Here is a 12,517-nt window from a genome sequence, read left to right as displayed (position 1 = left end):
GTCAGCCTATCGGCGCCACCCGCGATCCAAGACCCGCTGCCCGAACTACGGACACACCGGCCCCCGGAGCCGGTGCCGGAGCGTGGGCCGGCCGGCCGCACACCGTACGTACACCCACGTACGAAGGCCCCGGCCCGGTTCCTGGAAAGGAACCGGGCCGGGGCCGACCGTACGGTGGTGGTGCTCGATCAGTGGTGGCCGTGGCCGCTCGTGATCTCCTTGTACTCCTCGGCCGTCGGCTTGGGGATCTGGCTTCCCTCGCCGTAGTAGCCCTTGTTCAGCCTGACCCGCAGCTTCTCCGTAGGAGACGCCTTGCGCTCGACACCGTTCTCGTCGACCGTCGGCCCGATCTCGGCCGGCTTGTACTGCTCGTGAGCGGTGAGCGTGTGCAGGTCGCCCTGGTTCAGCGGCTGGTGGACCTCCACGAACTCACCGTGCGGCAGCCGCTTGATGATGCCGGACTCGCGTCCGTGCAGCACCTTCTCGGCGTCGCGGCGCTGAAGTCCCAGACAGATCCGCTTGGTGATCACGAACGCGATGACCGGGCCGACGAAGAACGCGATCCTGACGAACCAGGTGATCGTGTTGATCGACAGATGGAAGTGGGTGGCCCAGATGTCGTTCCCACCGCCGATGAGCGCGATGAAGTACACGGTCAGCCACGCCACACCGAAGGCGGTCCGGGTCGGCGCGTTGCGCGGCCGGTCCAGGATGTGGTGCTCGCGCTTGTCGCCGGTGACCCAGGACTCGATGAACGGGTAGACCGCGAGGACCACGAGGATCCCCGGGAAGATCATCAGCGGGATGAACACGCCCAGGGCGAGCGTATGACCCCAGAGGTTGATCTCCCAGCCTGGCATCACCCGGATCAGGCCCTCGGAGAAGCCCAGATACCAGTCCGGCTGTGCTCCCGTGGAGACCAGGTCCGGGCGGTACGGGCCGATGGCCCACACCGGGTTGATCGTGGCGATGGCCGAGATAATCGTGATGACACCGAAGACCAGGAAGAAGAATCCGCCGGCCTTGGCCACGTAGATCGGGAAGAACGGCGCGCCGATCACATTGTTGTTGGTCTTGCCGGGGCCCGCGAACTGCGTGTGCTTGTGGTAGAAGACCAGGATCAGATGCGCCACCACGAGCCCGAGCATGATGCCCGGCAGCAGCAGGATGTGGATGGAGTAGAACCGCGCCACGATGTCGTGTCCGGGGAACTCCCCGCCGAACAGGAACATCGAGATGTACGTGCCCACGATCGGTGTGGACAGGATCGCGCCCTGTGCGAAGCGGACACCGGTGCCGGACAGCAGGTCGTCCGGGAGCGAGTAACCGGTGAGTCCGGTGAACAGCGCCAGGAAGAACAGCAGGAACCCGAACAGCCAGTTGATCTCACGCGGCTTGCGGAAGGCGCCCGTGAAGAAGACGCGCATCATGTGCACGAACATCGCGGCCACGAAGATCAGCGCGGCCCAGTGGTGGATCTGCCGGATCAGCAGACCGCCGCGGACGTCGAAGCTGATGTCCAGCGTCGAGGCGTACGCCTCGGTCATCCGGACACCCTGCATCGGTACGTAACTGCCGTCGTACACGACCTCGTTCATGCTCGGGTGGAAGAACAGCGTCAGATACACACCCGTGAGGATGATGACGGTGAAGCTCCACAGGGCGACCTCGCCCAGCATGAACGACCAGTGGTCCGGGAAGACCTTCCGCGTCATGCCCTTGGCCGCGCCGTAGAGCCCGAGACGACCGTCCGCCCAGTCGGCGACCCGCTCTCCCGCGGGTGCCTGGCGCTTCTTTTCGTCAGTCGCAGTACTCATCCGCGCTCCCAGAACGAAGGACCGACGGGCTCGTCGAAATCGCCGAGCGCATAGAGGTAACCGTCGTCGTTCACCGCGATCCGCAGTTGCGGAAGCGCGTGACCGGCCGGGCCGAAGATGACGCGAGCGCCGTCGGAGAGGTCGAAGGTGGACTGGTGGCACGGGCAGAGCACATGGTGTGTCTGCTGCTCGTAGAGGCTGATGGGACAGCCCACATGGGTGCAGATCTTGGAGTACGCGACGATGCCGTCGTGCGACCACTCGAGTTCGCGCTTGTCCTTGATCTCCGAAGGCTGGATACGGACGATCATGAGAGCGGCCTTGGCGATCTCGTTGTTGAAGTTCGGGTCGTGGTCGTCCAGCCCCTCGGGCTGGGCGAACGTGAGCGACCCCACGGCGACGTCCTCGGGACGCAGCGGCTCGCTCGTGTTCTGGTTGATGAGCAGCAGGCCCTTCTTCCAGAACGTCTTGCGGAGCTTGTCCTCCGGCAGCGGGCCGAGGTCACGCAGCAGGACCACACCGGAGAGCGGCACCAGGGCCAGCGCGCCGAACATCGTGTTGCGGATCAGCTTGCGCCTCCCGAAGCCGGACTCCTCCGCACCGATGCGGAAGTCCTCCTTCGCCCCTGCGGCGACCTCGGGACGGGCCTCGATCGGATGGCGCTCCTGGACGATCTCCTCGTCGTTCATCAGCGTGCGGGCCCAGTGGACCGCTCCCGCGCCGATGGCGAAGAGGGCCACCCCGAGCGTGATTCCCAGCGAGAAGTTGAGCGCGCTCACATGGCCGAACGGCCAGATGTACACGATCTTGTCGACGGGGAAGGCGACGAACGAGGCGATGAAGGCGACCGTGGCCACCATCGAGAGCGTGAAGAGGAAGGCCACCGTGCGCTCGGAGCGCTTGGCCGCACGCTCGTCGATGTCCTGGATGCGCGGCCGGTGGGCCGGCAGTCCGGGGTCGGCGAACGGGTCCCGCGCGCTCTCCACCTCGCCGCCGTGCGCGGACTCCTGCTCACTCGGCAGGTTCTCGTCTGAATTCCGGTTGCTACTCATGACTTCTTGGCCTTAGCGGTGTGCGCCGCGACCCAGACGGCAACTGCGATCAGTGCGCCCAGACCGATGATCCAGGAGAACAGGCCCTCGCTGACGGGCCCGATGCCACCGAGCTTGAGGCCACCGGGATTCGCCGACGTGTCGCTGTTCACGGACTCGATGTACTTGATGATGTCCCGCTTCTCCTGCTCGGGCATCGTCGAGTCGGGGAACGAGGGCATGTTCTGCGGGCCGGTGAGCATCGCCTCGTACATGTGCTTGGGCGTTACCCCCTCGAGCCCCGGTGCGTACTTGCCGTTCGTCAGCGCGCCGCCCTCACCACTGAAGTTGTGGCACTGCGCGCAGTTGGAGCGGAACAGCTCACCGCCCTTGGCGGATTCCGCGCCTTCCGGGTTGTACTGCTTGGCGGTCGGGACCGAGGGTCCGGGGCCGAGCGAGGCGACGTACGCCGCGAGTTGGTCGATCTCCTTCTGGTCGTAGATGACCTTCTTCTTCGGTACCTGCGGGCCGGGCTGCTGCGCCGGCATGCGGCCGGTGCCGACCTGGAAGTCGACGGCGGCGGCGCCGACGCCGGTCAGCGAGGGACCGTCGGTCGTCCCCTGACCGCCGACGCCGTGGCAGCTCGCGCAGCCCACGGCGTACAGCTTCTTGCCTTCGTCGATGGCGAGGCTCTGGGCGGTGTCTGCCTGTGCCTCGCCCGCAGGAGCGAACGCGGCGTACAGCCCCCCGGTGGCCGCCAGCGCGAGGAGTAGGACGACGACCGCCGCCAAGGGATGGCGTCGTCGTGCGGAGAGCTTTTTCACGGATTACCCCGGTGTCAGGATCTTCTGCGTCGGTGCTTCTGGACTGTGCGCGATCGCTTCGGGCGCTGTGGCCCGCTACTTGATCAGGTAGATCGTGGCGAAGAGGCCGATCCAGACGACATCGACGAAGTGCCAGTAGTAGGACACGACGATGGCGGCGGTTGCCTGCTCGTGGGTGAACCTCTTGGCCGCGTACGTTCTGCCGAGAACCAGCAGGAAGGCGATGAGACCGCCCGTCACGTGCAGACCATGGAAGCCGGTGGTCAGGTAGAACGCGGAGCCGTACGCGTCGGACGAGAGCGACAGGCCCTCGTGCTTGACGAGCTCCGTGTACTCGAAGATCTGACCACCGATGAAGACCGCACCCATCACGAACGTGATCACGAACCACGAGCGGAGCCTCTTCACGTCGCCCCGCTCGGCGGCGAAGACGCCGAGCTGACAGGTGAGCGAGGAGAGCACCAGGATCGTGGTGTTCACCGCGGAGAACGGGATGTTCAGCGATTCGGCCTTCTCCGACCAGAACGCTTCCCCTGTCACCGACCGCAGGGTGAAGTACATCGCGAAGAGGGCCGCGAAGAACATCAGCTCGGAACTCAACCAGATGATCGTTCCGACACTGGTGAGGTTCGGCCGATTGACCGTCGGGTGCGCGTGCCCGGTTTCTACTGTCGTTGCTGTCGCCACGACCGACATTATGTCGGTCGCTTATCCCGCCCTCACTCCCGGGGGTCCCATTCGGAGTGTCAGCCACTTCGGACGGGAGCGCGACGGGGACCGAACGGCCCATCGCCGGGGGGCGGGGACCCGTGCTGACATGGTGTCCGACGGAGTAGCATCCGCGCAGCGGGTCTCACGACGGATGTCACGGAGGAACAATGCAGCCGACCGCCACGGTCCTGGTCTACAGCGACAACGCGAACACCCGCGAGCAGGTGCGCACGGCCGCCGGGCGCAGGCCGGCCGCCGATCTGCCGCCGGTCGAGTATCTGGAGTGCGCCACGATGCACGCCGTGCTCAAGGAGCTCGACAAGGGCGGCATCGACGCGTGTGTCTTCGACGGTGAGGCCACCCCGGTCGGCGGCATGGGCCTGTGCCGGCAGATCAAGGACGAGATCTTCAACTCCCCGCCCGTACTGCTGCTGATGGGCCGCCCGCAGGACGCCTGGCTGGCCACCTGGAGCCGTGCGGAGTCCGCCGTGACGCTGCCGGTGGACCCGGTGGGGTTCCCCGACGCGCTGGCCGCGCTGCTGCGCTCCAGGCTCGCCGTGGAGGCCTGACGGCGCCGTCCGTCCCGTCCGGTCGCGCCGTCCGTTCGCCTGGGTCCAGGTCAGTCCGGTCAGACCTGCGGGCGCAGCCGGGCGGCTTCGACGTGGCCGCCGCCGTCCTTGGTCCCGCCGATGAGGGCGCTGCCCTGGCGCCACTTCGCCCAGTCCACGTTCCAGTCGCCGAAGCCGTTGCCGAACGGATCCATGTCCTCGCCACCGCTGTTGACGACCTTGACGATGTCGCCCTGGCGGACGGTGCCGAAGAACCACTCGGCGTTGTCGGTCGACATGCCGACACAGCCGTGGCTGACGTTCGCCGACCCCTGTGAGCCGACGGACCACGGGGCGGCGTGTACGTATTCACCGCTCCAGGTCACGCGTGTGGCCCAGTAGACGGGCAGGTCGTACGACTCGCTGCTGCCGGCCGCGATGCCGACGCTTTCGCCGCGCATCCGTACGAACTGCTGCTTCTCCAGCACCACCTTGACGCCGTTGCGGGTCGAGAAGCCGGGCTTGCCGGTGGTGACCGGGATCGTGTTGATGACCTCGCCGTTGCGCAGGACCGTCATGTGGTGGCTGCCGGCGTCGGCGATGGCCTCGAGGCGGTCGCCCGTGGTGATTCTGAGCGGCTTCGTCGGGCCGCCGTAGAGCTTGTCGCCGACCTTTATCCCGTCCATGGTGCTGGTGACGTCGACGGTCGCGTTGGCGGGCCAGTACTCCTTGGGCCGGAAGTGCAGCTTCTTGTCGTCGACCCAGTACCAGGCGCCCTCGACGGCGGGGCTTGAGCGGACCTTGAGGCTCCGTTCGACGACGGCCCTGGCTTCCTTCTCCTTGACCGGTGCGCTGAGTTCCGCCGTGACGGGCTGGCCGACGCCGTACTTGCCCGCCTGCGGGCCGAACTTGACGCTCAGGTTGCGTTTCACCGAGGACGTCTCGAACTTGAACGTACGGCTGCCCGGAGCGCCGTCCTCGTCCTCCGTGGCGACCTTGACGGTGTAGCGGGCGCCCGCGGCCAGCGGAGCCGTGGAGTGCCAGCGGGCCCCGTCCGCGGCCAGCTCGCCCGCGAGGTGGTGGCCGACCTTGTCGGTGACGGTCACGTCGGTGATCCGTCCGTCGCCGCCCTTGGAGACGACTTCGAGCGGCTTGTCGGGGTTCGCCTTGGCGTCGCCCTTGGGCGCGTTGAGGGAGACCTGGTCGGCTGCGTCGTAGGGCTTGCCGGACAGCGGGTGGCCGTCCGGAGCGCCACAGCCGGTCGCTACCGCCCCGAGGGACAGGACCAGCAGAGTGCAGCCGATAACGGTGCGAAAGCGCGGCGTGTGGTTCATATGCACACGTTATGAAGAATGTCTGGTTACGGCGCGCTGTGTGACTGCAAACGAGGGGCCCGGATCCTCCTCAGGGGTGAGGGGGATCCGGGCCCTGGTCTCGGGTACGGCGTGTCGTCGCCGTATCGGCTACTGGTTCTGGTTCTCACCGCTGTAGTACTCGAAGACCCAGCCCCACAGCCCGATCAGGAGGATCGGGAAGGAGAAGAACAGCAGCCACCAGCCGATGGCGATGGACAGGAACGCGAGCGCTCCGCCGACGGCCAGCGAGAGCGGCTGCCAACTGTGCGGGGAGAAGAACCCGACCTCGCCGGCCTCGTCCGCGACGTCGGCTTCCTTGTTGTCCTGCGCCATCGCGTCGACCCGCCGGGCCGTGAAGGCCAGGTAGAAGCCGATCATGAGGCTCAGGCCGAAGGCCAGGAAGAGGGCGGTGGTACCGACCGGCTCCTTCGACCACACGCCGTAGACACCGGCGACGACGAGGATGAAGAGGCTCAGCCAGAGGAACATCCAGCCTTGGACCTTCACTTGCCGACCTCCTTGCCACCGAGCAGAGCGGCGTCCTTGTGGGCGTCGATCTCAAGGTGTTCGAGCGCCGCGATCTCCGGGTGGTGCAGGTCGAACGCCGGGGATTCGGAGCGGATGCGCGGCAGCGTGATGAAGTTGTGCCGCGGCGGCGGGCAAGATGTCGCCCATTCGAGTGAACGGCCGTAGCCCCACGGGTCGTCCACCTCGACCTTCTTCCCGTACTTGGCGGTCTTCCAGACGTTGTAGAAGAACGGCAGGACCGACATGCCGAGCAGGAACGAGCTGATCGTGGAGATGGTGTTCAGGGCCGTGAATCCGTCGGCGTTCAGATAGTCCGCGTAACGGCGTGGCATTCCTTCCGCGCCCAGCCAGTGCTGCACCAGGAACGTGCCGTGGAAGCCGATGAACAGCGTCCAGAAGGTGATCTTCCCGAGCCGTTCGTCCAGCATCTTGCCCGTCATCTTCGGCCACCAGAAATGGAAGCCGGCGAACATCGCGAACACCACCGTGCCGAAGACGACGTAGTGGAAGTGCGCGACGACGAAGTACGAGTCGGAGACATGGAAGTCCATCGGCGGCGACGCGAGGATCACGCCCGTCAGACCACCGAAGGTGAAGGTGACCAGGAAGCCGATGGTCCAGAGCATCGGTGTCTCGAAGGACAACGAGCCTTTCCACATCGTGCCGATCCAGTTGAAGAACTTCACACCGGTCGGCACCGCGATGAGGAAGGTCATGAATGAGAAGAACGGTAGGAGTACGCCGCCCGTCACATACATGTGGTGCGCCCAGACCGTCACCGACAGACCAGCGATGGCGATCGTCGCGCCGATCAGACCGATGTAGCCGAACATCGGCTTCCGGCTGAACACCGGAATGATCTCGGAGACGATCCCGAAGAACGGCAAGGCGATGATGTACACCTCTGGATGCCCGAAGAACCAGAACAGGTGTTGCCACAGCAACGCCCCGCCGTTGGCGGCATCGAAGATATGCGCACCGAATTTCCGGTCGGCCTCCAGGGCGAAAAGCGCGGCGGCCAGCACCGGGAAGGCGAGCAGGACCAGCACACCGGTCAGCAGCACGTTCCAGCAGAAGATCGGCATCCGGAACATCGTCATGCCGGGCGCGCGCATGCAGATGATCGTGGTGATGAAGTTGACCGAACCGAGGATCGTGCCGAAGCCGGAGAAGGCCAGACCCATGATCCACAGGTCGGCGCCGATGCCCGGTGAACGGACCGCGTCCGACAGCGGGGAGTACGCGAACCAGCCGAAGTCCGCGGCGCCCTGCGGCGTGATGAAACCCGCCACCGCGATGATCGAACCGAACAGGTAGAGCCAGTAGGCGAACATGTTCAGCCGGGGGAACGCCACATCGGGCGCGCCGATCTGGAGCGGCATGATCCAGTTCGCGAAACCGGCGAACAGCGGCGTCGCGAACATCAGCAGCATGATCGTGCCGTGCATCGTGAACGCCTGGTTGAACTGCTCGTTCGACATGACCTGCGTACCGGGACGCGCCAGCTCGGCGCGCATGAAGAGCGCGAGCAGACCACCGATGCAGAAGAAGACGAACGACGTGACCAGGTAGAGCGTGCCGATCGTCTTGTGGTCGGTGGTGGTGAGCCACTTGATGACCACAGCGCCGGGCTGCTTGCGCCGTACCGGCAGCTCGTTCTCGTACGAGTCGTCTGCTGCTGCGGCGGCACCCTTGGGTTCGTTGAGGATGCTCACAGTTGTTTCTTCTCCGCATTCCTGGCCGGGTCCGTCAGCTCGATGCCCGACGGGATGTAGCCGTCCTGCCCCTTGTCGGCCAGCTCCTTCAAGTGCTGCTGGTAGCGCTCCGGGGAGACGACCTTGACGTTGAAGAGCATCCGGGAGTGATCCACACCGCACAGTTCGGCGCACTTGCCCATGAAGGTGCCCTCCTTGTTCGGAGTCACCTCGAAGGCGTTGGTGTGACCCGGGATGACGTCCTGCTTCATCAGGAACGGCACGACCCAGAAGGAGTGGATGACATCACGGGAGGTCAGGATGAACCGGACCTTCTCCCCCTTCGGCAGCCACAGGGTCGGACCCGGGTTGCCGTTCTGGGGATTGCGCGTGCCCGGGATTCCGGCGTCGTAGACGCCTTCGGAACCGGCCGGGAAGTCTTCCTTGAACTTGTTGGGGATGTCGGTGAGTTCCTTGGGAATCTCAGCGCCGGTGGACGAGTCGCCGTCCACGTTCTCCACGTAGTTGAAGCCCCAGCTCCACTGGTAGCCGACCACGTTCACGGTGTGGGTGGGCTTGTCCTCAAGGGACAGGAGCTTCGACTCGTCACGTGCGGTGAAGTAGAACAGCACCGAGACGATGATGAGCGGAACGACCGTGTACAGGGCCTCGATGGGCATGTTGTAACGGGTCTGTGGAGGTACCTCCACCTTGGTGCGGCTGCGCCGGTGGAAGATGACGCTCCACACGATCAGCCCCCACACCAGGATGCCCGTGATGAGCGCTGCCGCCCACGAGCCCTGCCAGAGGGAGAGGATTCTGGGCGCCTCTTCCGTCACCGGTGTGGGCATTCCGAGGCGGGGGAAATCCTTGTATGTGCAACCGGAGGCGGTCGCGAGGATCAGGCCCGCAGTCAGCACCTGCGGCAGCTTCCGCCGCATCGGGCGCCGCGACGAGCGGTCGGAGCCGTTGGGACTCACGTAGCGCCTTCCCGAGAGTCTCGCCCGCACAGCCGGCTGCGGCCGTCACGGTCGGTCGCCGGCCCGGCGCGGGCAGGGGTTTGGATGTTTATGCGGACCAAACCCTACTGGACGCAATTTGGGGTCGCGCATGGAGGGTGCCCAACGCGCCGTCCGGCACCCCGAAGGGGTGGAATGCCTGGATCCGGGGTGCTTCTGACGCCCCGGCGGACCGGGGCCCGATCCCGTTCGAGCGGGCACGGCTTAGCGTGGTGGCGTGGCCTACTTCGACTCCGCGTCCTCCGCCCCGCTGCACCCTGTCGCACACCAGGCCCTGCAAGCCGCCCTGGACGAGGGCTGGGCCGACCCGGCCAGGCTGTACCGGGAGGGGCGGCGGGCCAGGCTGCTGCTGGACGCCGCGCGGGAGGCCGCCGCGGAGGCCGTGGGCTGCCGGCCCGACGAACTGGTCTTCACTCCTTCGGGGACGTACGCGGTGCATTCCGCGGTGGCCGGATCACTCGCGGGCCGTCGGCGTGTCGGCGCCCATGTGGTCGTCTCGGCGGTCGAGCACTCGTCGGTGCTTCATGCCGCCCGCACTCGGGTCACCGACGGGGCCGACGCGGCCGTGACGGAGGTCGAGGTGGACCGTACGGGGGCGGTGGACCCGGCGACGTACGCGGCGGCCCTGCGCGCCGACACGGCGCTCGCCTGCCTCCAGTCGGCCAACCACGAGGTCGGCACCGTGCAGCCGGTCGCGGCCGTCGCCGAGGCGTGCCGGGCGGCCGGGGTGCCGCTACTGGTGGACGCCGCGCAGTCGTTGGGCTGGGGGCCGGTGGACGGGGCGTGGTCGCTGCTGACCGCGAGCGCGCACAAATGGGGCGGACCCGCCGGGGTGGGGCTGCTCGCCGTACGCAAGGGGGTGCGTTTCGCTCCTCAAGGGCCGCTGGACGAGCGGGAGTCGGGGCGCGTACCCGGCTACGAGAATCTGCCGGCGATCGTCGCCGCCGCCGCGTCACTGCGGGCGGTGCGGGCGCGGGCCGAGGAGGAGGCGGCCAGGCTGCGCGTGCTGGTGGACCGGATCCGGGCGCGGGTGCCCGAACTGGTGCCTGATGTCGAGGTGGTGGGCGATCCGGTGCGCAGGCTCCCGCATCTCGTCACCTTCTCCTGTCTCTATGTCGACGGGGAGACTCTGCTGCACGAGCTGGACCGGGCGGAGTTCTCCGTGTCGTCGGGTTCGTCGTGCACGAGCAGCACGCTGACCCCCAGCCATGTGCTGCGGGCGATGGGGGTGCTCTCGGAGGGCAACGTCCGCATCTCGCTGCCCTCCGGTACGGCCGAGGCGGAGGTGGAGCGGTTCCTTCAGGTGCTGCCGGGGGTGGTCGCGGGCGTACGGGAACGGCTCGGCGCGCCGGCGGGTGCCGGTGCGGGTGCCGGTGACGAGGCACCGCAGGAGGCGGCGGCGTCGCTCGTCGTGGACACGCTCGGCAAGCTGTGCCCGATCCCGGTGATCGAGCTGGCGAAGGTGATCGGGGACGTGCCGGTGGGCGGCACGGTGACCGTGCTGTCCGACGACGAGGCCGCCCGCCTGGACATCCCGGCCTGGTGCGAGATGCGCGGACAGGAGTACGGCGGCCGGCGCGGCGACGCGTTTTTGGTGCGCCGCCTCGCCTGACCGCCCGCCGTCTCCCGCGCGCGCCTGGCGTGCCTACTCCAGGTGCGTACGGACCTCGGTGGCCGCCTCGTGGCCGTACGCCTTGGTGAAGCGGTCCATGAAGTGGTTGCGGCGCAACGTGTACTCCTGGGTGCCCAGCGTCTCGATGACCAGGGTCGCGACCATGCAGCCGACCTGCGCGGCGCGCTCCAGGCTCACGCCCCACGACAGACCGGACAGGAAGCCGGCCCGGAAGGCGTCACCGACGCCGGTCGGGTCGACCTTGGCCGTCTCCTCCGCGCAGCCGACCTCGATCGGGTCGTCGCCGACGCGCTCGATCCGCACACCGCGCGAGCCGAGGGTGGTGACCCGGTGGCCGACGCGGGCCAGGATCTCGGCGTCGGTCCAGCCGGTCTTGGACTCGATGAGCCCCTTCTCGTATTCGTTGGAGAACAGATACGTGGCGCCGTCGAGCAGCAGTCTGATCTCGTCGCCCTCCATCCGGGCGATCTGCTGCGAGAAGTCGGCGGCGAACGGGATGGACCTGGTGCGGCACTCCTCGGTGTGACGGAGCATCGCCTCGGGGTCGTCGGCGCCGATGAGGACCAGGTCGAGACCGCCGACCCGGTCGGCCACCGCCTTCAGCTCGATCTGCCGCGCCTCGCTCATGGCGCCGGTGTAGAAGGAGCCGATCTGGTTGTGATCGGCGTCCGTCGTACAGACGAACCGCGCGGTGTGCAGGACCTCGGAGACCCGGACGGACGCGGTGTCGACGCCGTGGCGGTCCAGCCAGGCGCGGTACTCGTCGAAGTCGGGGCCGACGGCGCCGACCAGGATGGGCGCGGTGCCGAGCTGGCCCATGCCGAAGCAGATGTTGGCGCCGACACCGCCCCGGCGTACGTCGAGGTTGTCGACGAGGAAGGAAAGCGAGACCGTGTGCAGTTGGTCCCCGACCAACTGGTCGGCGAAGCGACCGGGGAAGGTCATGAGGTGGTCAGTGGCGATGGAGCCGGTGACTGCGATTCTCACGGCGTGACTGCTCCCGTTGAGGAGAACTTGTGGACAGTTCACGCTATCCGGTCGGCGCCGGGCCTCGAAACGGCAGAACTACCCGATAGTAGGGCTTTTCTCTCGGCTCCTTCGTGCTTACGGTGCGTGCATGAGGAACCACACCGTCCACCGCGAGCGCGCCGTACGTGACTCCGACACCAGCCTGGCCGAACTGCGCGGCGACTGCGCGCGGATGGCGCCGAACTGGCTGCGGCCCGCCGCCACGGCTCCGGCCCCCGTCCCTCCGTCGCTGATCTGTGGTGTCACGGTCCCGCCGGCCTCGGCGCGACTGATCGACGGCATGTCCGAATACGGTGACTAGCGGCTGGATCTGACGGCCTGGCGGCCC

12 protein-coding genes are annotated in these 12,517 nt (G+C 67.1%); 3 read left to right on the top strand and 9 right to left on the bottom strand.

Annotated elements, in window-relative coordinates; genetic code table 11:
* Window positions 1-188: 188 nt before the first annotated feature.
* The 4 genes from OG329_RS32170 to OG329_RS32155 form a co-directional block, all read right to left on the bottom strand.
* Window positions 189-1,817 carry a cytochrome bc complex cytochrome b subunit gene (locus OG329_RS32170; RefSeq protein ID WP_405799894.1) on the bottom strand — a complete coding sequence of 543 codons (1,629 nt, stop codon included), beginning with the start codon at window positions 1,815-1,817 and terminating at the stop codon, window positions 189-191.
* A complete protein-coding gene (locus OG329_RS32165; RefSeq protein ID WP_405799893.1) occupies window positions 1,814-2,869 on the bottom strand; it encodes a Rieske 2Fe-2S domain-containing protein in 1,056 nt (351 codons plus the stop codon). The genes OG329_RS32170 and OG329_RS32165 overlap by 4 nt, the downstream gene beginning before the upstream one ends.
* Window positions 2,866-3,672, bottom strand: coding sequence for a c-type cytochrome (locus OG329_RS32160; RefSeq protein WP_405799892.1), 807 nt, complete (start codon window positions 3,670-3,672; stop codon window positions 2,866-2,868). Before OG329_RS32160 ends, OG329_RS32165 begins: the two co-directional genes overlap by 4 nt.
* A gap of 75 nt (window positions 3,673-3,747) precedes the next feature.
* Entirely contained in the window at window positions 3,748-4,368 is a 621-nt protein-coding gene (locus OG329_RS32155) for a heme-copper oxidase subunit III (RefSeq protein WP_405799891.1), read from the bottom strand.
* Between the two features lie 182 nt (window positions 4,369-4,550).
* On the opposite strand from OG329_RS32155, the gene OG329_RS32150 reads away from it, so the two are divergent.
* Window positions 4,551-4,952: a hypothetical protein gene (locus OG329_RS32150; RefSeq protein ID WP_405799890.1), complete on the top strand. Its 402-nt coding sequence runs from the start codon at window positions 4,551-4,553 to the stop codon at window positions 4,950-4,952.
* Between the two features lie 59 nt (window positions 4,953-5,011).
* On the opposite strand, the gene OG329_RS32145 is transcribed toward OG329_RS32150, so the two are convergent.
* From OG329_RS32145 to coxB, 4 genes are all read right to left on the bottom strand, one after another.
* A complete protein-coding gene (locus tag OG329_RS32145) occupies window positions 5,012-6,265 on the bottom strand; it encodes an Ig-like domain-containing protein (protein WP_405799889.1) in 1,254 nt (417 codons plus the stop codon).
* 129 nt (window positions 6,266-6,394) lie between these two features.
* Complete coding sequence (locus OG329_RS32140) at window positions 6,395-6,793, bottom strand: cytochrome c oxidase subunit 4 (RefSeq protein ID WP_329079761.1); 399 nt, start codon at window positions 6,791-6,793, stop codon at window positions 6,395-6,397.
* Complete coding sequence (gene ctaD, locus OG329_RS32135) at window positions 6,790-8,529, bottom strand: cytochrome c oxidase subunit I (RefSeq protein WP_405799888.1); 1,740 nt, start codon at window positions 8,527-8,529, stop codon at window positions 6,790-6,792. Before ctaD ends, OG329_RS32140 begins: the two co-directional genes overlap by 4 nt.
* Complete coding sequence (gene coxB / locus OG329_RS32130; protein ID WP_405799887.1) at window positions 8,526-9,488, bottom strand: cytochrome c oxidase subunit II; 963 nt, start codon at window positions 9,486-9,488, stop codon at window positions 8,526-8,528. The genes ctaD and coxB overlap by 4 nt, the downstream gene beginning before the upstream one ends.
* Before the next feature lie 256 nt (window positions 9,489-9,744).
* On the opposite strand from coxB, the gene OG329_RS32125 reads away from it, so the two are divergent.
* Window positions 9,745-11,139 (top strand): cysteine desulfurase/sulfurtransferase TusA family protein, encoded by a 1,395-nt coding sequence (locus OG329_RS32125; RefSeq protein WP_405799886.1) that lies wholly within the window; start codon window positions 9,745-9,747, stop codon window positions 11,137-11,139.
* Between the two features lie 33 nt (window positions 11,140-11,172).
* Here the strand turns inward: OG329_RS32125 and OG329_RS32120 are convergent, their stop codons facing one another.
* Window positions 11,173-12,147, bottom strand: a complete 975-nt coding sequence (locus tag OG329_RS32120; RefSeq protein WP_405799885.1) for a carbohydrate kinase family protein — start codon at window positions 12,145-12,147, stop codon at window positions 11,173-11,175.
* A gap of 130 nt (window positions 12,148-12,277) precedes the next feature.
* Between OG329_RS32120 and OG329_RS32115 the strand changes: the two genes are divergently transcribed.
* On the top strand, window positions 12,278-12,490 hold the full coding sequence (locus tag OG329_RS32115) for a hypothetical protein (RefSeq protein ID WP_405799884.1): 213 nt from the start codon (window positions 12,278-12,280) through the stop codon (window positions 12,488-12,490).
* Window positions 12,491-12,517: the final 27 nt, after the last annotated feature.

The sequence above is a fragment of the Streptomyces sp. NBC_01506 genome, from assembly GCF_045040295.1.
GTDB lineage: Bacteria > Actinomycetota > Actinomycetes > Streptomycetales > Streptomycetaceae > Streptomyces.
The sequence above is the reverse complement of the archived record's forward strand: the minus strand, read 5'-3'. Positions and strand labels throughout refer to the sequence as shown.